Source organism: Micromonospora sp. CNZ297, from assembly GCF_007827625.1.
The window spans coordinates 23,035-49,736 of record NZ_VISU01000032.1; the positions used below are offsets into that span (position 1 = coordinate 23,035).

The window sequence follows — 26,702 nt, forward strand, 5'->3', positions numbered from 1 at the left end:
TGGCCTCGTACTGTGCGTAAGCGGTGGGGTCGCTACGGCTCTATCTGAACTGGATAGTCGGATGGCGACCGTGGAAGCCCCGGCGCGAGCCTTCTCGTGACTGCGGATCTCGCGCGACATGAGGATGGCCAGTGGCGCATCGTCGAGGTCCGAGACGGCCAGGTCAGCGATCGGCCGCGCATCACCGCGGCTGCCGAGCCCGATCACAGGCCTGAACGCGAGGAAATAGTAGATCACGCAACGGCGTCATGGTCAGACCGGCTGCTCCGCTTAGCTGGATTATGTGCACGGATCTGCCGCTGACCGAGCGGTCCGGTGGCCAGGCCTCATGATCAGCTGCCGGCTTCAGGAGAACTGGCCAGAGCCCCTCATGCTGGGCTGGCGAATACAGCAGGTAACGAATACCGCGCACCGCCAGGCCACCGGGCAGATGCGTCGGTGTATGACGTGCCGCTGCTAATCGAAGAGTAAGCCTGAGTCTAGCGCTAAGCACGTCCTCAAGTAGCTGATGAGACTGCCGCGGGGCGCCGCATCGGGGGAGCAGGCGCGTGCAGAGTCGCATGCTGGCCAGCCGCCGGCGGATATCATTAGATCGCGCCGCTCGGTCTGGCTGATAACCTCACGAGCGCGATACCTCAAGACTGTTGTACGAGTTGGTAATCGTATGCGTGACGCGTCCATACGGGTTGTCGCCGACGGTGAGGTTCCACGTGACGTACAGCGCAAATTCACAGTCAACGGAGCCCCAGGCGTCCAGCTGAACCAAGTCGTCACCCCACTTGTTGCTCTGTGCAGCGGCGGCGATGAACTCGACGTCGCAGGTGCCTTTGAAATCCACCTTGAGATGGTCGCCGTGGCGGCCGAAGTTGGTGATCGCAACGGTGAGCGCTAGATAATTGATGTCGACAGGAGTCCAGGACGCATCCTCGGAGCCCTTCTGGTGGAAAGCCGCCTCGACATCGTCCTTGATTCGTGATACCAGATCGGTGAGGCCATCACTGGCTACGTCAGTCAGGGTGCTGCCGCATATTTTTTCAACGATCGTTTGCACGGTGCGCCCGCAGGCGTCAAGCGAAAGCGACACGGGCCATTGTTCGTCGAGGACGAAGCTGCGGTCGGCGAGGAAGTCAACCTTGTCCTCGTCGAGCAAAGCGAGTGACCGCACCACTGCTGGAGCATGCTGCAAGAAGGCGTCCCGGGTTCTATCATCGTGCAGGTTGGCGGTGGCCGCACGGGTGAGGCTCTTGGCGACGGCGTTGGCCGTGGCCTGCTGGCGAACCAGCCTGATTACCTCGCGTTCGTGTTTCAGTGCGGTATCGAGCAGCTCGGTGTACGACCGGGCCTGGGGGAACACGCGGTTGCTCTTCTTGCGGTTGCAGTCGCCGCAGATCAGCGCGAGGTTGCGGGGCCGGTCCACGTGGAAATCGGCAGGCAGACCGTGGCGCCGGATCGCCTCCCGCAGGTCAGCATCGCTGATGCCGCGGGGGATGATGTGATCAACCTGGGTGTCGATAAAGAGTTTGGACTGCCAGCATGAGTGGCAGCGCCCGTCCCAAACCTCGAACAGCGCGGTGTGCAGCTTGGGTCCGTCGCGGCCGTAGCCGACCTCACCCCGGGGCAACCGCCTAGTCATCAGTGCTCACCCCGGCTGCTCGCCATCGATGCTGGCGGCCGCGTGGCCGCCACCAGGCTCTGCGCGACAGCCTTCGACAGTGCTACGGAAGGGCATCTCATTCATTTGCTTGAGCCTACGCCGCCCCAACGACGCGCAACGCCACCCGCGACCCTCGAAACTACCTGCAAGAGGGCTCCCACACCGAGAACAATGCGTGTACTTGGCTCGGCCATGCCCAGGCCTCGCGACGGGTTGGCAATACGCCCACTTCGTGACGGGCAGAGCGGGAGAGTGCGGAGCGAGGGTCCGACTGATGGAGAGATGGCACTGTCCTCCGGCGCCGCCGCTGGATCCGCGGCGAGGTCCACATGGTCGCCGCCGACGGTTCGATCAGCCAGGTTGTCGGCGCCGTGGTGTCCGGAACGGTCCAGGCCGGCGAGCGGTCGGCCCTTCAGCGCCGAAGCGATACCGCTGTTGGTTGACAGGCTCGGCCAGGACGGCGAGCAAGGAGGTGCGCGAGCTGGCGTAGCAGGGCCTCGATCAGATCACCACGCCGGTCAGCTCGGTGATGTGGCGCGAACCGCCGGCCCGAGTCGGGTCCGGGCCGGCCGCGCTGGTCGTAGTGGACTTCTGGCGCCAGAGTCCGTGACGCCCACGTGGATCCTGGCTCAGGCCTTCTTCCGCCTTCTAGCGCCCCCTCTTTGCCGTAGTTGCACGCCTGATTCCGTGAGGATCCGGTGGATATAGCCGTAGCTACGGCCGGTTGCCTCAGCGAGCGTTCGGATCGACTCGCCTGCGGTGTAGCGCCTTACGAGCTCTCCAGCGAGAGCCTGCCGTTCACTTCCGATCAGGCGTCGCCCCTTCGCCGTCGGTGCTAGGACGGCAATAGCCTGCGCGTTTGTGTTGGACGAGAACCCTCGGGCGCTGATCTCCGGCATGAACTCTTGCGGTGCCACGGAGGCCGCCGCTGACTCGACGCGGACAGAGTCGGTTATCACGACGACCCTGACACCGGGACCGGGCAGGGCGAGGCTCGGCAGCAGTCGGTCATTGAATGGCGCTGGCCACAGAATCAGAGTTGTGTTTTCGGGCCAGCGTTCGGATGGCGTCACTACGGGCGTGGCGACTACGCATTCTCCCGGACCAACAGAGGCCATTGCTGATCGGCGGTCGTCGGCGCGCATCCTGTTGCCGATGACCGCGCGCGGGGTTCTGGTCGTGCCGTTTAGGTGCTCGGCGATGTAACTCGCATCCGTCGTCGTCGGCGCTATGACGACGCATCGCGCGTTCATAGCAAGCGCTCCATCCAGAACTTGGTCGAGAGCCTGCAATCGCGAGTCGGGGCCGGGGAAGGCGTCCATGCGGTCGAGAACATTCCACATTCGGTCTGCCAGATCATCTCGCGGGGAAGTGCCGGCCGCGGCGGTCAGGAGCCGCGAGTGCAGCTCGGGCAAGCTGTCGCTCGGCAAGACCAGGGGTGTGCCGTTGCTACGTGCGTATTCCGCCAGGGCAGTCACTGCGGCGCCGCGGAGTTCACGCTCGTCCGGCTCTTCCTCGTAGAAGAAGCGGGTTGCGTTTATCAACCCCTTGTTGACCATGTCCTGCATGGTCATGTGCCAGATCACCGGAAGGCCTGTCCAAGCTTCCTCTTGCCGATCGACAAGCGTGACGGTCCGGCGAACACTGAGGCGCGACTCGGCTGTCTCGGCGAAAGGGGGCCCGAGAGGGTAGTCATAGATGGCGAGCTCGAATTCCATTGACGAGAGTGCTTCGCCGCTGAGCTTGTGCTGAACCGACGCGTGCGTGGTGACGATGACGCCGTTCCTCGGCACATCGAGTTCCTCGAGAATCGCCAGTGCTGCATTGGCGCCGGTTAGCAAGACGACAGGCTCGACGCTGTCCGCTTCCAGGCGTGCGGCCCACTGTGCGGCGAGCGTCTGGTTCGCGGCCACGACAAGGCAGAGCGACTCTGGCGCGATCTCCGCCAGGTGAATCTGGAGCGGTAGGCGAGCACCGGTGCCGGGCGGAGCCACCACGACACCCCGTGTGGGGCACGCCGGGTCGCGGAGCCTGTCAAGCAACTGCCGGTGGTCAAGGCGCAGAGCGGTCACTTCGCCTCCCCTCTGATCATCACGCGGCGACGGATCCAGGTCAGCGCCGCAGCTAAGGTTTCCAGCTCTTCGGGCGACGGCTCGGCTCGGAAGTGGAAAACTTTGTTCCTGATCTCGCGCACGGGGTCGAGGGTGCTCCGAACCAGATCGCGATTGTTGCCGAAGCGCAGACGGAAGAAGCGGCCGAAGTTCTCGCCGTTCAGTAGCACTGATAGCAGCTCGGCCATCGTCAGATCCTCCAGTCGGCTGCGCGCGCGACCGGGATCGGCCGGGACCGAAGCCGCGATCAGACCGGGGAGGGAGCCGGCGTCGCAGGCCGAGCGCATCAGGTCGCGTACGCCGAGCTCTATGTCCTGCAGCAGTACGAAGGGACGCGTGCGGTGCCACAGAAAGCGGCTCACGTCCGCGGGCGTCACGATCGCGAGTAGGCGGTCCTCGTCGCCGACCAGGAGAGCATTGCCCTGCTCAACGGAGGCGAGCACCTCACCGAGCTCTTGCGACGAGCGGACGAACCGAAGTTCCTCCAAGTGGTCCTCTACCATCGCATTGAGGGCGCTGTTGCGCAGGAGCGGCAGCCCTGTGGCAATCGACCTATAGGTGAAGACGCCGATCACGCGCTGCGCGGCAGTGACGACCGGGAGCTGGTCGTAGTCGTGCGCACGCATCACATCAAGCGCGCTCCCGACTTTCGTTCCCACGGGGACGGTCAGCAGATCCTGGTCGTCGGGCACAAGCTGGCCGACCCTGGCAAATCCCGGCGTCCTGAGCACGGCCGTTGACACGTCGAATGCTGCGCCACCCACGCGGCCGTGCCTCCTCGAATCCGACGGCGACTCTATCCGGCGCATTGCGTCCGCTTTCATGCGCCTGCTGCCAAGAATTCCAGGGCACGCGCCGCCCGTCGACCGCTCAGTACGGTGGACCGAGCATCTGAACGGCCGCTGCGAGCAGACCAGGACGTTCCTGGGACTGGCGAGGCTGGACGCAGGCCGCGGCCGACGTCGCCGGCTGCGAGGGACCCAAGCAAATGGGCTATTGCCTTGAGCTGCCTGGTTCCTGGTCAGGGCCAGGTCGGTGGCTTGGAGTCCTGCTGTCGCCCCCTCGGGCGGTCTCCTCCACTTGCAGAAGGTTGTCGATGATCACCGCGATGCCGTCTTGGGCGGCGGGTGAGAGCTTCGTGATAGATCGCGCCATTACACGGACGCGTCGGCTGTGTTCTTCGGGCTCTTCTTGGTCGCCGAGGAGGTAGCCGGCGGGTACGTCGAAGAACTGGGCGAGCGCGCGGAGCGTGGATGCTTTGGGGTTGATTCGGGGTGCGCGCAGCAGGTTGCGGATGCCTTCGGCGGTGATGCGGTGGCCGGCCTTGGTGAGTTCCCGGGCAACCTCGGCCTCTGTGTAGGGTGGCCGACCTTCGGTGCTGGCCTCGAAGAGGGTTCGGAGCCTCGTTTGGATCAGGTGCGAGGCTGCGGCCTCGGCCTGGTCGGCTGGTGTGTCCTTCATGGAGTCCCCCAACTCCAACCACAGTTGGCCACAACAAAAACTGCGGTTGACGCTCTTCTGTGACCTGTGCTTAGCTCTCGGTATCGCGCTTGCAACTGCGGTTCGGTTGAACCCGAACTGGAGTTGCCTGGAGCGTAGCGGATCGGGTCGCCGTACGCGAGATGGCATCCCGGCACGCGGGCGGCGGCGTAGGAGGGGACACGTCGTCGCTGTAGGGCCTGCTTCGTCTGGTCAGCGTCCAGGTCGTGACAGTAACGGGGGACCGGCCGCGTCGATATTGGCGTCGGTCAGTGCTGTACGGCAAGCCTTACGGGGAGGCGGACGTGCAAGGTCCATCGGACGAGCAGCCCGAACAGCTCGCCGCCCGTGCGCCTTCCGGCGGGCGCGGCGGTGGGCAGTGGGAGCCGGCGGACAGGGAGAGGGCCCTCCCGCCGGCTCCCACCCCCGAACAGATCGCGGCCCGGGCCTTGGCCTCGGTGCCTTCGGGGCCGCGCCTTGTCGGTGAGGCGGCGGTGCGGGAGATCCCGCGGGAGTTCGGCGCCGGCAGGCGGGTGGAGACGCTGTGGTGTCGGGCGGCGTCGCTGCGGTCGGGCTGTCCGCTGGTGTGCGTGTCCTCAGCGGACGGCGGCGTCGGGCGATCCGTGCTGACCGTCGGGCTCGGCGCGCTGCTGGCTCTTGCTGTTCCCGATCCGGTGGTGGCGGTCGACGCGACCTTGCGGGCGTGGGGTGGCCTGGAGCATCGCGTGGCCCGGCGCACCTCGTCGACGGTGTGGGACGCGGTGGCCGCAGATGCCGGTTTGACGGAGATCGGGGCCGCAGAGCGGTTGACGCAGGTAGGGCCGACGGGGCTGCGGGTGCTGGTCGGGGAGAGCAAGTTGACCGCACAGCGGCGCCCACCGACGTGGCCGGAGATGTTCGGCGTGATCGGCCATCTGCGCTCGGTCTACCGGTTGGCGCTGCTGGATCTGCCGACGGCCGACAGCACGTCGACGTGGCGGGCGCTGGGCTGGTCGACGGTGCCGGTGCTGGTGTCGAGGGCGACGGTGGACGGGGTTCAGCACACGCTGCGGCTGCTGGCCCACATGCGCGGGGCGGGCCTGGTGCACGTGCCGGACCGGGCGATTGTGGTGGTCATGGCGACCTCGCCGTCCGTGGCTCGCGAGGTGCGGGCGGTGGAGCAGTTGGCGCGGCAGGCTGCTGCGGCACTGGTGCGGGTGCCGTATGACCCGGGGCTTGCGCGGGCGGATCCGCTTGACCCGCGGGCGCTGAGTAAGGCCACTCGGTCGGCGTTGACCGAGGTCGCCGCGGCGGTGATCGACCGGTGCCCGGTCGAGCCCGCGGCATTCTCCGGCACTGGATCGCCGGATTCAAACGGGGAGGACTAATCGTGTTGCATCAGCTTGCGGCGGCCCTGACGGTGCGCGCCCCGGCGGTGACGGCGCTGCTGGCGCCGACGCCGACGCCGGAGCCGTCGGGTGATGGTTTCGACTTCAGCCGGATCAGCCCGGACCCGTCGGCCGTGCCGCGGTCGGACCTGTTCTACAAGCTGGCCAACGCCGCGCTGTTCCTCGGTGTGATCTCGGCGGTGGCGGGGCTGGCGGCGGGGGCGATCGCGTTCGGCATCGGCCCGATCTTCGGCGCGCACATCATCAGTGATCGCGGGAAGTCGATGATGTGGAAAGCCGGCCTGGTGGCGATCGTTGTCGGGTCAGCCACGTCGATCATCGCGTTCCTGCTCACCGAGATTTAGCAGGTGGCGGCCATGAGCAGAGCGGAGTTTAAGCCCACCACCGGCCGCCGGATGCCGATGGTGGCTGCAGTGCTGGTCGTGGTGGCGCTCGCCGGTGTGGCGGTGTTCGCCGCCGGGCGCGCGAGTACGCCGGAGCGGCAGGTGACCGCGCGGTACACCGAGCGGGTGCAGGCAGGGGTGCCGGTGGGTTTCCCGGGCACCCCTCGCGGAGGTGGGGACGCGGCGGCGGCGTACACGCAGGCGCTGGCCTCTGCCGGTACGCGGCATGCGACGGGCAGACAGGCAGTGTTGGACCTGATCGCCGCCGAGGGAGCCGGATCGGCGGTGCAGGCCCTCGTGGGGCCGGCGGCGCACGGAGAGACGATCTCGCAGACGGTCGTGGCGCGGATCTGGGTGCCTGACGCGGACCTCGACGCGGTGGTGCCCGAGGACCGCGAGGTGTCGGTGCGGATGCTCGTCTGCACCTTGAGCGGCGCCACGACGAGCAGCCCTGCGGATCCGAATACCGGATTGGCGGGCGGCTGGTACGTGCAGTCGGTGACGGTGCGGTGGTCGCAGGGCCGGTGGCGGCTGGTGACAGCGGAGCGTCCGGCGCCGGTGCCGCCGCCGGATCAGCGCGGTGCGCGCCGCGACGGCGGACCGCGGGACATGCAGCCCCTCGTCGACGTGCTCAGCGCGCGGTCGTGGGCGCCGGGGACGGTGTGACCGATGTCCGTGGTGCCCGTGATGCTCCGGCTGCTGCTGGCGGTGCTGTCGCTGACGACGGTCGGGCTGACTGCTGCGGGACGGGCTGCGGCGGCTCCGACGCCGGTCCCGTCGCCGTCGGCTTCGGCCTGCCCCGCACCTCCAGTCGATGGCCGGCCTGGTAGCGGCGCGGAGCCGCTGGCACAGCCGCAGGTGAATTGGTGCCTGCCATGGGTGCGGTGGCAGGCGGGCGACGGTTGGACGACGGTGTGCAGCGCGGCGGCCAGCGCCGCCGACCAGGAACGCTGCGACGCGGTGACGCTGACCGTGCAGTCACCGCCGCCGGACGGCACGCCATCGGTGCTTGATGAGCGCCTGCCTGCCGCCGGTGAGCAGCCGGTGCGCTGCGAGCGCCTGGACACGAAGGCAACGAAGGACCAGGCGAACGCCGAGCGGTGGAAGGCGAAAGCGGACCGCTGCCGCGCGCTACGCCCGGTGCTAGTGGCGTCGTCGTCACTCAAGCCGTCGTCGGAATGTGGCCTGGTGGACGTGTCGTGCAAGGTGGGAGCGCAGGTCAAGGAGGCGGCGCGCACTGGCTTCGAGGGCCTAGCCGACGTTGCCGTCGCAGGGTTCGCGTGGGCGCTGGGCAAGTTGGCCGAGGTGGTGTTCACGCAGTCCTCCACCGTCGCCGACGAACCGTTCTACGGCGTCTACAACGACATCAGCGGGGTGCTGATCGTGGTGGTGCTGGTGGTCTTCGTGCTCTCGACGGCGATCAACGGGCTGCGGCTGAGTGGACCTGGGCCGCTGTCGAGCCTGGGCGGGCTGGTTCGGGCGATGTTCGGCATCGCGTTCGCTGGCGGTATCGCGTATCTGCTGATGGCGGCCTGGGACGAGGCGACGGTGGCGTTGATCGCCCGCAACCAGCAGCGGGACTGGCAGCCGAGCATGTGGGTCGACGCGCTCAACACGCTCACCGCCGATACCGGCACGATCCTGCTGGCCTTCATCGTCGCGATCGTTGGCGTGATCGGGCTGGTGCTGGTGTTCGTGATGCTGCTGTTCCGGTCGCTGCTGGCCGCCGGGGCGGCGTTGTTCGGGGCGATGGCGATGACCGGCCAGGTCATGGCCGAGACCCGTACGTGGGGCCGCAAGTGGTTCTGGACCTGCAACGCGCTGGCCAGCAGCAAGTTCTTCATCGCCGCGCTCTGGATCTACGGCACCCGCACCAGCTACGAGAGCGACAACGTGGTCAACGTGCTGCGGGGCCTGTTCATCATCGTGCTGATGGTCCTCGCGCCGTGGATCCTGCTGCGGCTGACGAGCATGTGGGACGGCTACCTCGCCGATGTTGATGCCCGCGGTTTCTTGACCTCGGCGGCCACGGCGGTGGGGATGGACGCCGCTTCGCGGCGTTTGGCCGAGCCGTTGAGCGGCGGCGGTGGCGACATGGACGCGACGTCGCTGATGCGGGGCAACTCCGAGGCCATCCCCACCAGCCCGACCAACCCCGGCGGGCCAGTCGGCGCGCTCGCCGGGCTACCCGACACGGTCGAGGCTCTGCACGGTCGGGGGGACAGTGATCAGTTCGGCGAGCCCGCCGGGCAGGCGGGTGGCGAGCAGGGCGGGGGCGAGAACGCCGACGAGGCCGCCGGGGTGGAGCGCGACTCGCGCACAGCGCAGGGCGATGTGGCCCACGGCCAGCTCACGCTGCCCGGCGACGCCACCGGCGAGCAGGGCGCGCTGCCGGTGACCCCGCAGGGGGCGCGCGAGCAGGCAACCGCGTTCACCGGAACTGATGCCCCGGTCGCAGGCGGCCCACCGCCTGGTGGCAGCGGCGCGCCGGGTCTTGGCGGCAGCCCCGGGCTGCCACCGGTCGACGAGGCCGGTAATGGAGGCGCGACACCGACGAGCAGTAGCCCGGCTGCCGGCCAGGCGGGCGGGCAGGGCGGTGCCGCCGCTGCCGGTGCAGCCGCCGAGATTCCGATCGTGCCCGTCTAGGCGAGCAGAGGAGTAGGGCGTGACTCAGTTCCACTTTCCTCCGCGGTCCACCCGCGGGTCGATCCTGGGCTTCTCCTGGGGGCAGATCGGCACGGCGGTGGCTGGGGTGATCTGCCTGGTCATCGCCGCGAACATGTTGGCGGTCGGCCGGCAGGGCGCCGCCGGTGGTCTGCTGCTGGCGGCGGTGCTGCTGCTCACGGTGGGGCTGTTGCGGATCCGGGGTCGCCGAGTCACCGAGTGGACGCCGATCGTCGCGGGGGCGTTGGCGCAGCGGGTAGCCCGGCAGGACCGCTACCGCGGCGCGGTGTGGGCGGCGAACCCAGGCACGAAGCATCTGCACATGCCCGGCCCGGCGGCCGGCTACCAGTGGCTACCGGCGGTGGCCGCAGACGGGCTGACCGAGGTGGGCTTGCTGCACCACCGGCGGGAGGGCACCGTGACCGCGACGCTGGCGTGCGCGGGCAGCAACCTCGTCCTGGCGGACACATCGGTGCAGCATCAGCGGCTCACCGCGTGGGCGGACGTGGCGAACCTACTCGGCACCGAGTACGCCGACAGCGGCCTTGCGCGGTGGTCGCTGACGGCGAGGGCGGTGCCGGACGTCAGCAACCGGGCACAGCGGTACCTCGCGAAGCAGGCAGTCGACACCGGCACGGCGGCGTACCGGTCGCTGGCGGAACTCACTGCGGCAGCCGGGCCCGGCACGCAACGCCACGACGTGTTCCTGACGGTGGTGTTCGACGTGCGGAAGCTGTCCGGAGAGGTCGCGGACGCGGGCGGCACGGACGCCGCCATCGCCACGGTGGTGCTGGACAAGCTCACGGGCGTGCGGGCGGCCGTACGCGAGGCCGGCATCGAGACCGGAGGCTGGCTGACGCCACGGCAGTACGCGGCGGTGCTACGCGGCCAGTTCGACCCCGAGGACACCGACCTGGAGGTGGCGCCGCACACGGCGGGGCCGGTAGCGGCGGAGACGGTGGGCTGGTCGTCGTACCGGCACGACTCCGGTTTCTCGCAGACGCTGTGGGTGTACGAGATGCCCCGCCAGCCGGTGCCGATGACGTGGATGACGCCGCTGTTCACCCGCACCGTCGGCCGGCGCACCGTCGCCGTGGTTGCTGAGCCGGTGCCGGCGCAGTTGGCGCAACTGGCGACGCGACGGGACAAGGTCGCCCGCGCCGGTGACGAGGTGACCAAGCGGCGGATGCGCCTGGTCCGCACCGCCCGGGAGGACGAGGAAGCCCGCGCGGTCGAGCAGATCGACCGGGAGCAAGCCGCCGGGCACGTCCGCTACCGGTACGCCGTGCTGGTCACCGTGACGGCCGACAGCCCGGAACAGCTGCGCCACGACGTGCGCGCCGTCAGGCGGGTGCTGGGCCGGTGCGGCTGCCAGGCGGTCGTGCTCTACGGCGAGCAGGACCAAGCATTCGTGGCCGGGGCGCTGCCCCTAGCGCGCGGCCTCAAGCCGATGCGGGGATGGTTCGCATGACCCGCACACGCAGAAACGACAAGCCCCGGGTACGCCGGGAAGGGTCGTGGTCGCAGCGCCTCGCGGATTCCGCCGCCCGGCGCGACCTCGCGGCGGCGCAGGCGGACCTGGCACGGGAGCAGCGGGTGCTGCGGCGGCTGACCGAGCAGTTGCTGGGCCCGCCCTCCGTGGACGGGCGGGGGGCGTTTGGCCGGGCCGCGGGACGGGTGTTCTGGCGGTTGCGGCTTCCGCCGCTGGTCACCACCAGCGCGCAGTTGTGCAGCGTGTACCCGTTCGTCGCCGACCCGGGCCTGGGTGTGGACGGGCCGCTGATCGGGCAGGAGGTGTACTCCCGCGCCGGGTTCGTGTTCTCGGTGCACGAGCTGTATCGAGCGGGCGTGCTCAGCGCCCCCAACATGGTGGTCACCGGGGAGATCGGGTCGGCGAAGTCGTCGCTGCTCAAGACCATCGCGTTCCGCGGGATCCCGTTCGGGGTGCGGTTCTACATCGTCGACGTCAAGGGCGAGTACGACTCTCTCGCCGACGTAGCCGGCATCCAGCCGGTGCGGGTCGGCCCCGGTTCCGGCGTGGTGATGAACCCTCTGGCGGGCATCCGCCGGCTGCCCGATCAGGGTGAGGCGGAGTGGTTGCAGATCCAGCGGGCACGCAGGTTGTTGCTGCTGGAAGGGCTGTTGGAGATTCAGCTCGGCGGGCCGCTGAGCGAGGCGGAACGATCGTTGGTCGAATACGCCCTCGACGCGGTCACCCGCGCCGACGACGGCACTAGCCCGGACCGGATGGCCACCCCGACCCTGTCGCGGGTCCTGACCGCGATGGGCGACCCGTCCCGGTGGGCGCACCGGCTGGCCGGGGTGCATTACGACGTCGACCAATTCACCGCCGACAGCCGCCGCGTCCGGCTGGCCCTGGAACGGCTGATCACCGGCGCGCTCGGCGGGATCTTCGACGCCCCAGCCGCGTCGACGCTGGCGATCGACTTCGACCAGCCGGGCGCGATCCTGGACCTACGGGCAGTCCGCGCATCAGACCAGATGACCGCGATGGCGATGACCTGCGCGCAGTCGTGGCTAGAGGCCGAGCTGACTCGCCCGAACGCCCCCGCCCGCGTTTGCCTGTACGACGAGTTCGCGCTGGTCAGCCGCCACCTCGGGCTGATGAGGCGCATGCGCGAGCAACTAAAGCTCGCCCGAGCGCTCGGCACGGCGAACATCCTGGCCTTCCACCGTTTCACGGATCTGTCGGCCAGCGGCAGCGCCGACTCCGAGCAGGTCCGCATCGCCCGAGGGCTGATCGAGGACACCGGCGTGCGGGTGTCCTACCGACAGGCCCCGGGCTCACTGGAGGCGGCACGCGAGTTCCTGGGCACCACGGACGTGGAGACCAACCTCCTGCTGCACCTGCGCCGCGGTGTCGGGCTGTGGAAGGTCGGGCTGCGCTCTTACGTCGTCAAGCACCAGCTTTCCTCGCTTGAACGGCGCATGGTCGACACCGATAGCCGGATGCGGCAAACCCCCGGTGCCGAGCCAGAGAGGGTGCCGTCGCCGGGGGAGCAGGCCGTGGTGGGGCAGGTGCGGTGATGGCCAGCTCACTCATGTCCCCGGGACACCGACTGCCCCGCCGAGGGATGGCCCGCGCCGACATCCTGGCCCGACTGGCGCTTGCGGGCATCGCGGCGCTGCTGGTGCTGTCGGGCACCGTCACGCTGTGGCTCGCCGGGCAGGCCGGCGGGCTGCTCACCCACGCGGCCTGGCCGGACAGCTCACCCGCCGACGCCCCAGGCGTCGCCCTACGGTTCGTCACCAACCCGGGCGACCCGGCCCGGGCGTGGCCGCCCGCCGCCCGGGACACGCTGCCGCCAGCGCCCCTGCTGTACGGGCTGTGGATCGTCCTGCTCAGCGCCACTGTCGTCGGCATCGGCGCGGTGACGATGCGGGTGGCGCGGCGATGGGTACGCCGGCGCGGCTTCGCCGGCCGTAAGGACCTCGACCGGGTGGTGACGGCCGAGGCGGTGCTGCGCCGCGTCGACGTGCTGCGGCCGGGCCTGACCATCCGCGACGCCGACCCACCCGAAACCGTGACGGTGAAGCAGCGGCGCCGCGCGGACCCCCTCGAGGTGGCCCGGCTGCTCGGCCACCACGCCCTGACGGGCGAGCCGCTGTACCTGGCCAACGAGTACACCGAACTGCTGGCCGGGGCGGCCCGGTTCGCCAACAAGACGAGCCGCTACATCATCCCGAGGGTCGCCGACGCCCGCGGCGCGGTCATCTCCACCTCGACCCGGCTGGATGTCGCATCGGTCACCTACGACCTGCGCGCCGAGGTCGGCCCGACGTGGATCTTCGAGCCGCAGGGCCAGGTGCCGGGAGTGCCGCGACTGCGCTGGTCACCCATCGACGGCGCGGAAGACCCCGACATCGCGGCGCTACGCGCCAAAGGCTTCGCCGCCGGCGCCGGCCTCAAAGGCAACGTCGACAACGGCCAATACTTCCAGGACCAGGCCGCGTCGATCATCCGCGGCCTGCTGCACGCCGCCGCCCTCGACGAGCGCGCCACGATGACCGAGGTGGCGAGCTGGGCAGCCAACCCCTCCGACCCGCGCGCCGAACGGATCCTGCGCCACCACGGGCAGACCGTGTGGGCCGACCGGCTCGCGTTCCACCGCGAGACCACGGGCCGCAGCCGCGACGCCATCCAGTCGGTGGTGTTCGGCGCACTCGACGCTTTCAGCAATCCCCGCATCCTGCACGCGTGCTCACCGCCGCGCGGGCAGCAGTTCCATCCCGAGCAGTGGCTCGACGAGTCCGGCACCCTCTACCTGGTCGGCACCCGCGCCGGGCAGGCATTGATCGCGCCGCTGTTCGCCGCCATCGCCGAGGACATCATCTACCGCGCCCTGCAACGGTCCTTCCTCGCACCAGGCGGCCGGGTCGAGCCCTGCCTGTACCTGATCGGTGACGAGATCACCAACATCGCGCCGCTGCCGTCGCTGCCCGCCTTGGCATCCGAGGGCGGCGGCGCCGGCATCGCCCTGTCGATCGCCTGTCAGAACACCCACCAACTGGAAGAACGGTGGGGCCGCGACGGCGGCCAAGCGCTGCGCGACGGCGCGAACGCCCGCTTCGTAATGGGCGGCACCCAGGACGTCAACGCGCTCAAGGACGCCCAGGCGCTACTTGGGCAGGTGCAGGAGTTGTCCTCGGCGGCGTCCTGGGGTGGCGGTCGGGCCAGCGTGCAGGAGAACACCCGCCGGGAGCACCTGGTCGACCTGGCGGAGCTGCGCACACTGCCGGCCGGGCACGCCCTGGTGCTGCTGGGCAACATGCCACCCGTCGAGGTGGTGCAACCCGCCTGGTGGGAGCGACCGGACGCCGACCGGTTCCACAGGGCGCAGGACGCCTTCACCGCCCGGCTGCGGGAAGCATGCTGATGCCGGACCGGACCTTCCTGTTCGACATTCCAGAGCAGGCGTCGCCGCAGGAGCGCGCGACCGCCGAGCTGGCCGGGCTGATCGACACGCTGCGCGGCGCGGTGGAACAGCTCGCCGAGGCCCACACGGCGCTGTCCGACCGCGTCGACGCTCTCGACAGCCCGACCGGGTTCGTGCCGGCACGGCACTGCTGGCGGGACCTTCACCGCGACGACGCCCGCGAGCTGTGGGCGTGGCTGATCGCCTGGACCCGGTGGCTGTCCGACCGGTACGGGCTGGCGCAGGACCTCGGCGCATGCTGGCCGGCGCATCCGGCCCTGGTAGAGGAGCTGACCGCCCTGGCCGTGTCGTGGCACCACGCCTACTCGGCCAAGGCGGACCCCGACGCGCCACTGCGGTGGCACGAGGCGCTGCACCGCGCACGCACCCGCTGGCAGCAGTGGGACGCCACCCGCTGCAGGCACGGCCAGCACACCCCCCACAGCCCGGACACCGTCTGGTCGCAGCCCTGGCCCGATACCGCCGACCAGGCGGTCAGCGAGGACATCCGCGCACGGCCGACGCCTTCGGCGGCGGCCCAGGAGACAGGGGGCAGGACATGACACACCCAGCCGAGATCACCAGCGTTTGGGACTGGCAGCGGTTCGAGGCCGCCCTTACCGGGCTGCGCGTCGGGGTCGACACCCTCGACGACTTCATCGCCGGCATCCACGACGCACGCGACACCTGGCGCGACGACGAAGAGAGGCAGCAGTGGACAGACATCGACGAGCAGACACGACGGGACACGGAGCTGGACTGGGCCAGCGACGGGCACCTCGACGGCGACTACACCCGCGACGTCGACGAGTGACTACCAGCACCTCGTTCGACGTTCCGCTCGCCGCGATCAGCAACAGCCTCACCCAACTGCGCGACGACGTCGGCGCCCTCGTTGACGCGGCCAGCCGGCATCCCACCGCGCAGCGGCGTGCCGTGCTGGTGGACGTCCACCACCAGTTGCGTTTGCTCGGGCAGCGCGTCAACGCCGCGCTCGGCGCCCCGCCAGCCCAGGACCCGCCACCCCACGAGCCCCCGGAGCAGGCATGACCCGCACTCGCTGCCGAGGCACACTCCTGGTGGCTGCGATGCTGCTGGCGGCCGGCTGCGCCAGCCGTACGATCGGAGCTCCTGCCCCGCAGGCAAGCAGCCCTCCGGCCGTGACACCGCCGGCCGACATGCTTCCGGACCCTGACGGCGTCCTGCCCACCCGATCCACCGACGCGGACCCCGCAGCTACGGCCACGGCGACACGGTTCGTCGCCCGGTGGGCACGCCCGGACCTGCCGGCCGCCCAGTGGCGCGCCGACGTGCGCCCCTACGCCGTGCCCGGCTACGCGGACCTGCTCGACACCGTCGACCCGGCCAACGTGCCCGCCACCCGGATCACCGCATCCGGCCGCGTCGTCACCGCCACCCCTGAGCGGGCGGAGGTCGACGTCGGCACGGACGCGGGCGTGCTGCGCGTGGTGTGCGTACGAGACGGCCAGCGCTGGCTGGTGGCCACTCTCGGTATGCCGAAGGGCACCTTGCGATGAACGGGCGGCGGGTCGGCGTCGGCGTCGCTGTGGTGGCTGCGCTGCTGCTGGTGTGCGGTCTGCCGCTGGCGTCGGTGATCACCGAAGCGCCGGCCGCAGCCTGCGCTCCCGCTGCTGCCCAGGCCATGAGCAGCGCGGGCACGCGCGGCGGGATCGGCCGGTGGAACAGCGAGCAGGTCACCAACGCGGCTACGATCGTCACCGTCGGCCAGGAGCGGGGGATACCGGCCCGAGGATGGGTCATCGCGGTAGCCACAGCCATGGTCGAGTCCAGCCTGCGGAACCTGCGCCGCGGCGACCGCGACTCAGTCGGCCTGTTCCAGCAACGGGCCAGCCAGGGATGGGGCACCCCGGCGCAGATCCTCGACCCGGTCTACGCTGCCGGGAAGTTCTACGACAAGCTGCTGCGCATCCCCGACTGGCAGCAGCTGCCACTGACCGTCGCCGCGCAACGGGTCCAGGTCTCGGCGTTCCCCGACAAGTACGGCGAGTACGAGCAGGACGCCGAGCAGGTCGTCGCGGCCGTGACCGGCGTCGCCACGATCAGCGACCTGCCCGGGGCCAGCCTCGCCGTGTGCGGCACCGCCCCGAACGTGGCCGCGTCGGGATGGACCCTGCCTGTGCAGGCGCTCCTGGGTAGCGGCTACGGGCCGCGCGCCGGACGGCTCCACGCTGGCGTGGACCTGATCGCCGCCCGCAACACCGTCATCCGCGCGGCCAGCGCCGGCGAGGTGGTGTGGTCCGGCTGCGACCCCGGCACCGGCAACTGCGACATCGACGGCAGCCCGAGCACCCGCGGATGCGGCTGGTACGTGGACCTGGTGCACGCCGGCGGCTTCGGCACGCGGTATTGCCACATGGTTCGCCGCCCCGACGTACGCGTCGGCGACACCGTGCAAGCGGGCCAGCCGATTGGCCTGGTCGGCACCAGCGGCCATTCCTCCGGCCCGCACCTGCACTTCGAAACCCACCAGGCGGTCTGCGACGGATCGCGCTGCGACCTCAGCAACGCCAACTCCACAGATCCGGTGCCGTTCATGCGCGAACGCGGCGCCCCGCTCGACGAGAGCAGGTGAGGCCCGACCTCGCACTACGACACCACAGCCGACAGCGCACACATCACGGGGGTGAAACATGCGCGCCGACCAGCACCAGCATCCATGCCTGCCCACACCTGAACCGCCGCCACCGGCCGACCGCGCCGGCAGCAAGGGCCAACATCGCAACCGGCACACCCTGCGCCGACCGCGACACCTGCGGAGGCCACGATGAGCGACTCCACCCGGCGGCAGATCGCAGGGGTCTACCGCCCACCCGTCAACTCTCGACCGGTCCCGCCGCCGCGCCCGGACGCAGTGGCGCAGCTCTGCCGCACCGCGAACACCGTCCGCGCGCATCTCGAACGCACGGTGTTGCGGGAGACGGGCATGACCTGGACCAGCTACGACGTGCTGGTGCTCATCTGCGCCCGCCGCGTGGTCGAGCCCCGCGCCATCGCCGTGGAGGTAGGCATCGCCAAGGCCACCCTCACCAACACGCTCAGCGCGCTCGTCGATCGGGACCTCGTGCGCCGCCAGCTACACGAGCGTGACCGCCGACGCGTCGTCGTCAGACCCACGCAGGCCGGTCTGGACCTTGCACGAGAGCTTCAACGCCTCGTGCACGCCCGGCAGGCGGAGCTGTTCGCCGGCCCAGGAATGCCACCAAGAGACAACATCGCCCACGTGTTGCGCGTGGTGGCCGCCCGCTCCCGCCCGGATGACGCCACCCAAGGTCGGGAGGGTGCCCGGTGACCGGCAACATCCGATCGCCGCGCCCCCCTCGGCGGCGTCCGTGCCCGCTGGACAGCGGCGAAGGTGGGGATCCGATGACACGGCGGACGACCATGCTGGCCGAGGAGGCCGTTCCCCGTAGCGAAGTGCCCAAGGCACCCGGACCCGGTTGGCGGCTGGGCGTCCTCTACGGGCCCGCTGTCTACGGCGTCAGCGCCGCCGCCGTCGCGCTCCCGGACGCAGCCCAGCATCTCCACGCCAGCGGCCCAGCGCTCGCGTGGATCCTCACCGCGTACGCCGTGGGCATCGGCGTCGGTGCGGTCACCGCCGGACGCATCACCGATCTGTGGGGCAGCCGCCCAGTCCTCCTGATCGCCGTCACGCTGCTTAGCGCCGGAGCGCTAACCTGCGCCGTCGCTCCCAACCTGCCCGCCGTCGTCACTGGCCGCATCCTGCTGGCGGTGGGCTCCGGCGCGGTCAAAGCCTCCGCGCTCGCGACGGCCGCCCACCTGCCGGCATCGCAACGCCCGGCGGCATTGGCCCGGTTCGGCGCCTGCCTAGCCGTATTCAGTGCCACCGCGCCGCTGGCGGGAGCAGTGGCGGTGGCCTGGTCGTGGCGGGTGGCAGTCGCCCTGCCCGTGCTGTCCATCGCCGCAATCCCGCTCTGCTGGCCCCTGACCACCCCACGCCGGCACCGGGAGCCGCTGGACTGGCCCGGAGCGGCACTGCTCGCGGCCGTCGCCGCCGGGCTCCTCCTGGCCGCCCAAACCGCGGCCCAACACACGAGCACGGTTACCATCACGGCGACGACTGCCGCCACCGCAGCCACCGCGCTCATCCTCGCTATCCGCAGCCGACGCCAACCCGGCGGGTTCGTCCTCGACGGCGTCCTGTCGGCCGCATGGTTTCGGCGCGCAGCGCTCACCGGTGCGGGCGTCTACGCCGGCCTGTTCGCCATCCTCTACGCGGCACCCCACCTGCTGACGAAGCTTGGCTACGGCACCACGCACATCGGGCTGCTCCTGCTGCCCGGCGCCGCCGTCGGTGCCGCGCTGGCCCGAGGCGCCGCAGCCGCCGCCCGCCGCCTGCCTGCCCGGTACGTCCTGTCGGCGGCGAGCCTGCTGTTCGCGGGCGCGCTGTGCTACGCCGCCGTCGACACCGGTCCGATCCGCGTAGCGGCAGCCGCCACGGCCGCGTTCGCCGCCTCGGCGATCGTGCAGATGCTGCTCACCGCAGAAGCCACCAAACACGCCCCGCCACCTTGCCGCGGCGGCGCGATCGGACTGCTCACCCTGGCCACCTTCGTAGGCGGTGGTGGCGGCACCGCGCTCTGCGCCGCCCTGTGGCAGCCATACGGACCAGCCGCCGCGCTGGCCCTCACCGCACTGCTGCCCGCCGCAGCCGCCGTAGCGGCCTGGCGACTGCACTCTCATCAGTGAGGATGTACGAGAGAGCCCCTTCCGGCCCGGTATGAGCCCATGCCTGACTGCTTCGGATCTTTCAAGGTGATTTGTCTACCGGGCTGGGAGGAATGCTCGTGCACACCCACCGGAGCGACGCCTGGCAGTGAGCTGACGAGCGTGCGTTGCCCAGTCCCTGACGAGCCGGCGGGCATGGTCAGTTCATGAACCGTTCTCGTTCTCCCAAAGAGTTTATCGTTGTGCGGCGACGAGGAGTCTCAACATGGTGAGACGAGCGTCTCAATCCTCGCCCTTTGATGCGCGGGCTGATGGCGCGTGCTCGGAATGGCTGACGGTCACGCCGAGGGCAAGTCGGTCTGTGCCGGCAGTGTTTACGAGGGTTTCGTAGAGGTCGGGGCGGAGGATTAGGTCGGCTCCGTGGATGGCTGGTTCGAGTGGGCTGTAGTTGCCATCGTGGATGAGGAAGCCGCGCCATTGCCGGCCGACAATTGCTGCGCCGTTGTCGTCGACGAGGACGTGACGTAGTGCTGGTGTTTCGGGGCGGAGCCCGAGGAGAGCGATGACTTCGATCCGGGGGACGAGTGTGAAGCGTTGGAGTCCAACTCCACGGTCATGCGCCGGGGCGCCCGGTTGGCCCTCGTAGTCGATGAGTGCGGCGAGGGGTCCTCGGGTAGAGCTGAGGGCGATGCGGGCTCGTTCGGCGTCGAGATTGGGTGCGAGGTGTTTGTAGCCGACGGCCCACGGGTGCGGTGTGGCGCGGGAGAGTGGCATGCTGTTGGCTGGTGGCGGTCCGTCGCACGCCTCGAGTCCGGTTGCGATGAGTATTTGCCGGGCTGCGATGTCGGGGTAGCGGGTGGCGAGTGTTGCTTGCCGCTCGAACATTCCGAGCTGGACCCATCCTTTGTATGGCTCCTCGCTGACGCGTACCGGCTCGCCGTCTGCACCGGTGAGTTGCCGGACATCCGCGAAGGTGATTGCGTCGGCGGGGGGCCACTCAGCGTTGTCTTCGACCCATGGGATGGGGGTCAGAGACCAGTGGAGCGCACTGGCTCGGGTTGGGGGCCGCGGAACCCTTGATGCTTCACTGCGCAGCGCCCATCGCGCGTTCGGCGCCAAACGTTGTGCAAGATTATGTTCGAACCGTCGGGCGTCTGATAGGACTCCTTCTAGCGCTCTCGCGGTCCGGATTCCGGCAGCAGCCGACTGCAGTTCGTTCTCGACGACTTCTTCGTCCGCGAGGTACGCGTCCGGGATTCGCTGGGCCGACGGTGACCGCAGATGGTCTATCTGTTCCCCGAAGCGTTTCCCGATGTCGTCGACCTGCCCGACAAGCCGATCGACGATTGCTTCACGCAATCCCGGGGGCTCGTTCGCCTCTTTGAGGCGGTCATCGAGAAACAGAGTCACGAGGCCTTTGGCCCGTTCCTCCGGTGTCGCCGGCGTCATTCGCGCTCCCGGATCAGGTCGTGGAAGGCGGCACGCACCTTTGGGTCCGGTTCTGTCGCCGGCGGGTGCGGAACCGGACGTCCGTGTGCATCCAGGACCTGGCCCGTGAGCGCACGCACCGATAGCCAATCCGTTCCAGCCAGCTGCGTCAACTCTGCCGCCATCTCATCAGTCAGATCGCCAATCGGAAGGCAGGTGCGTATGACGTCCAACAGCCATGTGGTTCGGCCTGCGTCCAAGCCAGCTCGCAGTACGTGGACGAGTGCTGCCTGCGCGATCCTCGGGCGGCACGTCACCAGCAGTGTGGTGGCGAGGAGCGTCTGCCGCAGGTCCGCGCGCAGGGGCTGAGAGATCGTCGCCAACGCGAGCGTCGCCAACGCGATATCCAGTGCGTCCTGAGAGTCAGGGGTCGCGGTCGGCCGGTATGTGTGACCGGCCCGTTCCGCGATCCCGGGGAGCCGATGTTGGATGACCGGGAACGCAGCCTCCCAACACTCGACCGCCGTACCACCCGGCGCGCCGGTCGGCGCCGAAGCGAACGCTGCGACCACAGCCTGCGTCACCCCGTACGTACGCTGCGCATCTGAATCAACCGTCTCGGCGATCGCCGCCGCCAGCGTCTTCTCCGCGGTAACCGAGTCCAGTTCGTGTGCCGCGTTCCACAGGTGTACACGTTCCCGTCCGGCGAACGTGCGCCACCCGCCCCCGCCGCGGATACGGATGTAAGCGAGCGCAAGGCAGTAGCTTGCGACCGTCTTCAACGAGTCGTTTGTGCTCTCGCAGCGGGCGGCGAGGCCCTCGCCAAGACCAGCGAACACCTCGTTATCGGAAAACCGGGACACCTCACGGGCCACGTCGTCAATTAGCCCGATACCCGCCTCTGCACCATAGGTCAGGGTCGCTTCAATGATGCGCCATCCGATGGCGTTCGTGACCGCGTCAAGGTCCCACCTGGGAGCCGCGTCGTCCCGATACCGCTGGTTGTCGAATTCTCGTGCCGCGAGTATCGCACCCGCCCGGCCTTCGAGGACGACGGGACGCTGGTCGCTCACGAGCCGCTTCTGCAACTCCAGCGGGTCAGGCTTCGGGCTGGAGTCCCATGCGCTGTTCCGCTTCTGCTCCGGGCGCGGCGTCCGGGCCGGGAAAGCTGCGCCACCCAATCGGACGACTGCATCGACAAGCTCCGGTGTCACCGCGGACTTGGGCTGGTCGCTGGAGTACAGCATCGGCTGGTCGTCGTAGGTCGCCGCGACGTTGTTCGCGACGATGGCGAGCATCACGTCCGTCTGCGGGCTCCTGCCGAGCTCATTCGCGAGCCGGGTGAGGAGCTCAAGGTCCGTGGTCGGGCGACGCCAGCCCGTCCCGACGGCGAGTCGCAGGGCCGCCAGGACGATGGGATCCGCGGTCATGACCTGGGTTTCGAGTAGGTGCGTGTGTGCGGTGTACGCGCGCACGTCCTCGAACCCGGGCATGGCGAGGAGGGCGTCTGCGCCGTCGATGCCCGCAGCGATCGGATCAATGGTTGCGGCCTCCTCCCACCACCGAGTCACAAAGCCGGAGGTGCCGCGACCGTTGGTGTGTTGCCGCACCAGGTAGACGAGATCGACGAGCTTCTCCAGGCATGCGCGCGCGGCGTCGATGTCGATGCCGGCGATGTCTTCGATGCTGTCGATGATTTCCAAGATGGTGGGGTCCTTATGTCCGCCGTAGCTCGCCAGGAGCAGGCAGGCGCGGCGCCAGCATTCGTCGGCCTCATCCTTCGCGCCGGCGGCGACGCAAATGCGGGCGGTCGCGAGTTCGAAGTTAGCGGTGACGCTGTACTGGGTGTTGGTGTCACAGCGTCGGTCCCGGATGACCTTGATCAGAGAGTGGATGGCATCGACGCCGATGTGGTCGGAAACGCGAGACAGGATTTCGAGGAGGTCATTGGTTGCAAGGGGCCCGTTCTCCGGCAGTCCGAAGTTGGTCGTGGTGGTGGTGCCATCGCCGATGGCGATGAGGTGGGTGAGCACCGGGTCGAGGTCGCTGGGTTGGACGACGATGAGGGAGTTCTCGACGACCTTGTGAACGAGCGAGTGAATGAAATACAGGTCGCACGCCCGCGGGTCCCCGGTGAACGGGTGTGCTTCCGCCGCGAGGTCCGCAAGCGCAACCAGGACGGCCGTGGAGGCTGCTTCGGCCGTGGTAACGCCGGCGGCGACATCGTCTGCGATGCCGATCGTCGCCACGGCGTACCGCAGCCAGGCGCGATAGAAGCCGACGCCCGCGAGCTGGCTGGCGTACTTGAGCGGGATAGTCCGGTCGAGGGCGTGGGCGAGCGTGAGGAGCGAAAGCCACCGTTGGATGTTGCCGTAGTTGGCGGAACGACGGTCGAGGACGGCGTCGGTGGCGGCCTGGATGTCCGCTTCAAGGTCGATGGTTCCCAGCCCTGCGAGAACGTCGGCGGCGGGGATGCCGTGGTTCAGGTACCCGACGATGTCGAGTGCCGGCGCAAGCGTCCACGCCTGCCGGGCGAGGTCGGCCGGGTCGGGTAGGCCGGGTGTCCCGGCTGCGGCGAGGTCGGCGAGTGTCAGGTAGACCCGAGCGCTCTTGTCGGGGTCGGTCATCGCCGCAGCAACATCCGGCATGAACCCCGCCGGGAGACCGGCGGTGAACACGTCGACCAGATCTTCAAGGGACGCGTCGTGGTCGAGTTCTAGGTTCTCGGCACCCTGTTCCGCCAGGTTCGGCGGGATGTCACCACGCTGAGTGCGGAGGCGGAGCGCACCGAGCTGGATGGCCAGGTGGAGGTTGCCGTCGCCGTCGGAGCTGTAGGTGGAGCGTTCGCGTTTCGAGTCGGACTCTTGGGCGTCGATGTACGCCTTCCACGGGGCCGCAGCCCCGGCTCGGTCCACGGACTCACAGAGGCGGAGCCCCCACCCTGACGGGAATGTGGGCCGTCCTTCGTACATGAGTCGCTCGGCTACGACGTCGGCACCGACGATGGCCACCACGACGTCCGCGTACTCGACAATCGAGTCGGTCAGCGACTCGGTCTCGTAGGTGTCAATTGACTTGCGGGTCTCGACGCAGGTGATCAGCGTCGGCCAGTCGAGCCGTGCTTCGCTTTCACGGGCAACGATCCCGACGACCCGCTGAAGCGCCTCCGGCGGTTGGAACGCGCGGATGCCTTCGGCGACGAAGCCCGGCCGGATGAGTTCCTTCAGTTCGTCGTATCGGCCAAGGTGCGCGAGGAGCTCGGGAAGGTGCCGGAACGCCCGCGCGTCGGTGAAGAACCCGCGAGCCGCGAGCCACGCGGCAGCGCTTTCACGGATGGACGCGACCCACTCGTCGTCCTTGCCGCGCAGGATGTGCCGGCTAAAGCTTTCGTGATGGATGCGCAGGCCACCGAGGCCGGGTTGCGAGTTCAGCACGGGTGCGAGCGTCTTGAGAGCCGGCGCCAAGAACGGCTTCATCATTGGGGGAAGCAGTTCGCCGAGCTCGTTCGCGGACAGCGCGAAGTCGCACAGCGCGAGGGTACCGATGGCGAACAACTGGTCGGCGGTCATCGCGCCAAGCAGGTACTCGTAGTACGCGTCGACATCAGTGGCCGTGTCGGGGACACGGGTCAGCCGGTGAATAATGTCGTTGGCCGTGCCCGGTGCTGCGTCGTCGTCGAGCGGCGAGGTGCGGGTCGCGTACCGGCACAGGTAGGTGGCGTATAGCGCGTTGCCGCTGGAGCGGTCGTGGACTAGGTCGACGATGGCGCGTTCGTCGTCGTCATCGAGCTGCTCGGTCCCCCCGGGTTCGGTGAGCAGCCCGTGCTTGGTCGCGAGAGTGCGGATCTCCTCCCACGACATGCGGGGCATCTGGACGGGGTCGCCGGTCGCGGATGCTGCGTTGGCGAGGTGGGAACCGGGTTGGCTGGCGATGAGCATGCATACGCCGGGCGGGAGGTCGATGGCGGCAAGCTGGTCAACGAGGAGGCGGGAGGGGTCCGTCTGCTGGCTGGTACGCCGGCCCAGGACCCGGTCGACGTGGTCGAGACCGTCGACGATGAGAAGCACGCTCTGCCCGGGGCGCGTCTCGCGGCATGCCTGCACTGCGACGGTGAGCGCTTCCGGGGTAGCGGCGAACCTGGGCCGCAGGTCTGTGGTGGCTTCGGGCACGATCTGTTCGAGCTGCCGCAGAAGGCTTCCGATGACAACGTCGGTGAGGACCCGTTCCTCTCGGTTGATGTCGGTGGCACCGAGCCAGCAGTGGTGCCGGGCAACAATCCAGCCTTCGTCGCGGTAGGTGTCTGCGAGTTGTTCGCACAGCCAGGATTTGCCGACACCGGGTTCGCCGGTAACGACGACGCGGCCGCCGGCGGGGGTGACGGCGTCGACATGCTTGCGCACTTCTGTGGTAGCGCCGGCCCGGGGCACGACGACGGCCGTTTCGATGGGGTGTCCTTCGGCGACGGCACCGAAGTCGGTGGTGAGCCCGACTTGGGGTAAAACGTATTCCCGCGCGACGTTTCCGTCGAGTGCGCGGGCGCCAGTGGCTGCGTGCGCCAAGGCGAGCGCCGCGTACTCGGGTCGAATGCTGGTGTTGGGGGTGCGCCCAGCGCCGAGCTCTTCGATAACGCGACGCAGGAGCGCGCGCTCAGCCAAACCGGGCGCGGAGAAGTCGAGCGTCGAAGCCGGGGCGCTGGTGTCGATCGTGAGGTGCTCGCACGCCGTGCGGATTTGAACCTCAGTGAGACCGGCAAGGCGCGTCTTCCAGGGTTCAGTTTCCTGGAGGGCCGTCGGGTTGAACTTGAACCTGCGGGTGGCGACGCCCGGCAGCGGGTCACCAGGGTCGCCTGCCGCGTCAACGGGTTTTAGCACGACGGCGAGGTCGTCGTCCGGGTTGCCGTCGCGGACGATGACCCGGTACGTAGTGCCGGAATGCTGTTCCAGGTCGGACAGGAGAGCGCCGAACAGCAAGTCGAGCCGGAGACTCCTCCTGTCCCCGGAAAAGCTGTCCTTCGACAGCTCGCGGTCCAGGGTCGTGTGCTTGATCTGGATACGGACTCGCCGACCGGTCCTGTAGCCGATAGTCAGGTCGTCGAACCGGTCGCCCGTGAACCCCTTGGTGTCGACCGTGATGTGTTCGGCGGTGCCTAGCACCAGGTCGACGAGGGCGATGCCAGTGATGAGGTCCTGGTACGCGTAGCCGTAGTGCGTCGCCCTCAGGTTCATGCGCGTCCTCAAAATGGTCCCAATCCGGCAAGTCGGGTCCCAGAGGAGAGGTCCCGTCATGCTCGGGTGACTCGATGATGGCACGCAGGACCGACAGAGTTGTGTCCCACCGAGCAGGTCGGCGGCACGGTCGAGCTGACCGCACCGCTGGGCCGTCACGCAGCCGTTGCGCCCGCTTCGATGATGCCTACGTGCCCGCGGCATCAAAGCAGAGACGAGTGGTAAGGCTGGCCGCGTGCGGCTGCGCTTGCGGCGGCGAGAGCCGGTGCCAGCCCGTCCTGGTCGAGGATGACGGCGGACATGAGGTATGTGCCAGGGCCGGGGGCGCGGTTGCGGCCGTGACTTGTCGACAGAGCCTGTGGGGTAAATCAGTCGATCTCCGTCTCGCTGCTGTCGAGATGGGTGGTGATGCGCTGGTGTGCGTCGTGCGCGTGTTGGCGCAGGTGCTCGGGGACGGGTGTGGCGTGAGGCGTGGGGCGAGTGTCGTTCACCGCGTGGACGCGGGCGGTGGTGGTGGCGACGGCGTTGGCGACGGCCGCGTTTCGGCTGGCGGCGCGGCGGGCCTGTTCGGCGGCGGCGGCGAGGCCGGCGTAGCGCGCCGGTAGGGCCCTGAGCTACCCCCGCTTTCATGGAGCTTCTTGATCATGGTCTGATGGCCGTGGGGAGGAAGTTGTCCGTGGCAGCACCGAAGAAGTACCCCGATGA

22 protein-coding genes are annotated in these 26,702 nt (G+C 69.1%); 15 read left to right on the forward strand and 7 right to left on the reverse strand.

Translation table 11 applies throughout. From position 1 onward, the window contains the following. Nucleotides 1-96: 96 nt before the first annotated feature. Nucleotides 97-303 (forward strand): ATP-grasp domain-containing protein, encoded by a 207-nt coding sequence (locus FB454_RS31725; protein ID WP_145824090.1) that lies wholly within the window; start codon nucleotides 97-99, stop codon nucleotides 301-303. Between the two features lie 316 nt (nucleotides 304-619). On the opposite strand, the gene FB454_RS31730 is transcribed toward FB454_RS31725, so the two are convergent. The 4 genes from FB454_RS31730 to FB454_RS31745 all read right to left on the reverse strand — a co-directional run bounded on the left by FB454_RS31730 (nucleotide 620) and on the right by FB454_RS31745 (nucleotide 5,226). Further along, nucleotides 620-1,633, reverse strand: coding sequence for an HNH endonuclease (locus FB454_RS31730; RefSeq protein ID WP_145824091.1), 1,014 nt, complete (start codon nucleotides 1,631-1,633; stop codon nucleotides 620-622). A gap of 650 nt (nucleotides 1,634-2,283) precedes the next feature. Continuing rightward, nucleotides 2,284-2,502 (reverse strand): helix-turn-helix domain-containing protein, encoded by a 219-nt coding sequence (locus FB454_RS31735; protein WP_145824110.1) that lies wholly within the window; start codon nucleotides 2,500-2,502, stop codon nucleotides 2,284-2,286. 1,220 nt (nucleotides 2,503-3,722) lie between these two features. Then, on the reverse strand, nucleotides 3,723-4,529 hold the full coding sequence (locus tag FB454_RS31740; protein WP_186461702.1) for a CBS domain-containing protein: 807 nt from the start codon (nucleotides 4,527-4,529) through the stop codon (nucleotides 3,723-3,725). Between the two features lie 229 nt (nucleotides 4,530-4,758). Beyond that, nucleotides 4,759-5,226 (reverse strand): hypothetical protein, encoded by a 468-nt coding sequence (locus tag FB454_RS31745; RefSeq protein WP_230650705.1) that lies wholly within the window; start codon nucleotides 5,224-5,226, stop codon nucleotides 4,759-4,761. A gap of 290 nt (nucleotides 5,227-5,516) precedes the next feature. Here FB454_RS31745 and FB454_RS31750 point away from each other — a divergent pair, with 290 nt between their 5' ends. The 14 genes from FB454_RS31750 (at nucleotide 5,517) to FB454_RS31815 (ending at nucleotide 19,365) form a co-directional block, all read left to right on the forward strand. Further along, nucleotides 5,517-6,611: a MinD/ParA family ATP-binding protein gene (locus tag FB454_RS31750; RefSeq protein WP_145824093.1), complete on the forward strand. Its 1,095-nt coding sequence runs from the start codon at nucleotides 5,517-5,519 to the stop codon at nucleotides 6,609-6,611. Nucleotides 6,612-6,658: 47 nt separating this feature from the next. Continuing rightward, on the forward strand, nucleotides 6,659-6,976 hold the full coding sequence (locus tag FB454_RS31755; RefSeq protein ID WP_123111566.1) for a hypothetical protein: 318 nt from the start codon (nucleotides 6,659-6,661) through the stop codon (nucleotides 6,974-6,976). Nucleotides 6,977-6,988: 12 nt separating this feature from the next. Beyond that, entirely contained in the window at nucleotides 6,989-7,681 is a 693-nt protein-coding gene (locus FB454_RS31760; RefSeq protein ID WP_145824094.1) for a hypothetical protein, read from the forward strand. A gap of 3 nt (nucleotides 7,682-7,684) precedes the next feature. Beyond that, nucleotides 7,685-9,661, forward strand: a complete 1,977-nt coding sequence (locus FB454_RS31765; RefSeq protein ID WP_145824095.1) for a hypothetical protein — start codon at nucleotides 7,685-7,687, stop codon at nucleotides 9,659-9,661. 19 nt (nucleotides 9,662-9,680) lie between these two features. Further along, the gene (locus FB454_RS31770) at nucleotides 9,681-11,150 is read left to right on the forward strand and encodes an SCO6880 family protein (protein ID WP_145824096.1); all 1,470 of its coding nucleotides are present in this window, start codon (nucleotides 9,681-9,683) and stop codon (nucleotides 11,148-11,150) included. Next, nucleotides 11,147-12,727: a hypothetical protein gene (locus FB454_RS31775; protein WP_230650701.1), complete on the forward strand. Its 1,581-nt coding sequence runs from the start codon at nucleotides 11,147-11,149 to the stop codon at nucleotides 12,725-12,727. The genes FB454_RS31770 and FB454_RS31775 overlap by 4 nt, the downstream gene beginning before the upstream one ends. Further along, nucleotides 12,727-14,577: a type IV secretory system conjugative DNA transfer family protein gene (locus FB454_RS31780; RefSeq protein ID WP_230650698.1), complete on the forward strand. Its 1,851-nt coding sequence runs from the start codon at nucleotides 12,727-12,729 to the stop codon at nucleotides 14,575-14,577. Before FB454_RS31775 ends, FB454_RS31780 begins: the two co-directional genes overlap by 1 nt. Beyond that, nucleotides 14,577-15,179 (forward strand): hypothetical protein, encoded by a 603-nt coding sequence (locus FB454_RS31785; protein WP_145824097.1) that lies wholly within the window; start codon nucleotides 14,577-14,579, stop codon nucleotides 15,177-15,179. Before FB454_RS31780 ends, FB454_RS31785 begins: the two co-directional genes overlap by 1 nt. Continuing rightward, nucleotides 15,176-15,430: a hypothetical protein gene (locus FB454_RS31790; protein WP_145824098.1), complete on the forward strand. Its 255-nt coding sequence runs from the start codon at nucleotides 15,176-15,178 to the stop codon at nucleotides 15,428-15,430. The genes FB454_RS31785 and FB454_RS31790 overlap by 4 nt, the downstream gene beginning before the upstream one ends. After that, entirely contained in the window at nucleotides 15,427-15,666 is a 240-nt protein-coding gene (locus tag FB454_RS31795; RefSeq protein ID WP_145824099.1) for a hypothetical protein, read from the forward strand. Before FB454_RS31790 ends, FB454_RS31795 begins: the two co-directional genes overlap by 4 nt. 128 nt (nucleotides 15,667-15,794) lie before the next feature. Beyond that, nucleotides 15,795-16,154, forward strand: a complete 360-nt coding sequence (locus tag FB454_RS31800) for a hypothetical protein (RefSeq protein WP_145824100.1) — start codon at nucleotides 15,795-15,797, stop codon at nucleotides 16,152-16,154. Next, the gene (locus FB454_RS31805) at nucleotides 16,151-17,230 is read left to right on the forward strand and encodes a M23 family metallopeptidase (protein ID WP_145824101.1); all 1,080 of its coding nucleotides are present in this window, start codon (nucleotides 16,151-16,153) and stop codon (nucleotides 17,228-17,230) included. Before FB454_RS31800 ends, FB454_RS31805 begins: the two co-directional genes overlap by 4 nt. 192 nt (nucleotides 17,231-17,422) lie before the next feature. Continuing rightward, nucleotides 17,423-17,947: a MarR family winged helix-turn-helix transcriptional regulator gene (locus FB454_RS31810; protein ID WP_145824102.1), complete on the forward strand. Its 525-nt coding sequence runs from the start codon at nucleotides 17,423-17,425 to the stop codon at nucleotides 17,945-17,947. 92 nt (nucleotides 17,948-18,039) lie between these two features. Next, complete coding sequence (locus tag FB454_RS31815) at nucleotides 18,040-19,365, forward strand: MFS transporter (RefSeq protein ID WP_145824103.1); 1,326 nt, start codon at nucleotides 18,040-18,042, stop codon at nucleotides 19,363-19,365. 261 nt (nucleotides 19,366-19,626) lie between these two features. Here the strand turns inward: FB454_RS31815 and FB454_RS31820 are convergent, their stop codons facing one another. The 3 genes from FB454_RS31820 to FB454_RS35595 all read right to left on the reverse strand — a co-directional run bounded on the left by FB454_RS31820 (nucleotide 19,627) and on the right by FB454_RS35595 (nucleotide 26,488). Further along, on the reverse strand, nucleotides 19,627-20,793 hold the full coding sequence (locus FB454_RS31820) for a hypothetical protein (RefSeq protein WP_145824104.1): 1,167 nt from the start codon (nucleotides 20,791-20,793) through the stop codon (nucleotides 19,627-19,629). Further along, nucleotides 20,790-25,997 (reverse strand): NACHT domain-containing protein, encoded by a 5,208-nt coding sequence (locus FB454_RS31825; RefSeq protein ID WP_186461703.1) that lies wholly within the window; start codon nucleotides 25,995-25,997, stop codon nucleotides 20,790-20,792. The genes FB454_RS31820 and FB454_RS31825 overlap by 4 nt, the downstream gene beginning before the upstream one ends. 368 nt (nucleotides 25,998-26,365) lie before the next feature. Continuing rightward, entirely contained in the window at nucleotides 26,366-26,488 is a 123-nt protein-coding gene (locus tag FB454_RS35595) for a hypothetical protein (RefSeq protein ID WP_486485487.1), read from the reverse strand. Between the last annotated feature and the right edge of the window lie 214 nt (nucleotides 26,489-26,702).

Coding starts and splice junctions, on each gene's coding strand:
- FB454_RS31730 (WP_145824091.1), bottom strand. CDS start 1,633: ATGACTAGGCGGTTGCCCCGGGGTGAGGTCGGCTACGGCCGCGACGGA.
- FB454_RS31745 (WP_230650705.1), bottom strand. CDS start 5,226: ATGAAGGACACACCAGCCGACCAGGCCGAGGCCGCAGCCTCGCACCTG.
- FB454_RS31760 (WP_145824094.1), top strand. CDS start 6,989: ATGAGCAGAGCGGAGTTTAAGCCCACCACCGGCCGCCGGATGCCGATG.
- FB454_RS31765 (WP_145824095.1), top strand. CDS start 7,685: ATGTCCGTGGTGCCCGTGATGCTCCGGCTGCTGCTGGCGGTGCTGTCG.
- FB454_RS31775 (WP_230650701.1), top strand. CDS start 11,147: ATGACCCGCACACGCAGAAACGACAAGCCCCGGGTACGCCGGGAAGGG.
- FB454_RS31780 (WP_230650698.1), top strand. CDS start 12,727: ATGGCCAGCTCACTCATGTCCCCGGGACACCGACTGCCCCGCCGAGGG.
- FB454_RS31785 (WP_145824097.1), top strand. CDS start 14,577: ATGCCGGACCGGACCTTCCTGTTCGACATTCCAGAGCAGGCGTCGCCG.
- FB454_RS31790 (WP_145824098.1), top strand. CDS start 15,176: ATGACACACCCAGCCGAGATCACCAGCGTTTGGGACTGGCAGCGGTTC.
- FB454_RS31800 (WP_145824100.1), top strand. CDS start 15,795: ATGCTTCCGGACCCTGACGGCGTCCTGCCCACCCGATCCACCGACGCG.
- FB454_RS31805 (WP_145824101.1), top strand. CDS start 16,151: ATGAACGGGCGGCGGGTCGGCGTCGGCGTCGCTGTGGTGGCTGCGCTG.
- FB454_RS31810 (WP_145824102.1), top strand. CDS start 17,423: ATGAGCGACTCCACCCGGCGGCAGATCGCAGGGGTCTACCGCCCACCC.
- FB454_RS31815 (WP_145824103.1), top strand. CDS start 18,040: ATGCTGGCCGAGGAGGCCGTTCCCCGTAGCGAAGTGCCCAAGGCACCC.
- FB454_RS31820 (WP_145824104.1), bottom strand. CDS start 20,793: ATGACGCCGGCGACACCGGAGGAACGGGCCAAAGGCCTCGTGACTCTG.
- FB454_RS31825 (WP_186461703.1), bottom strand. CDS start 25,997: ATGAACCTGAGGGCGACGCACTACGGCTACGCGTACCAGGACCTCATC.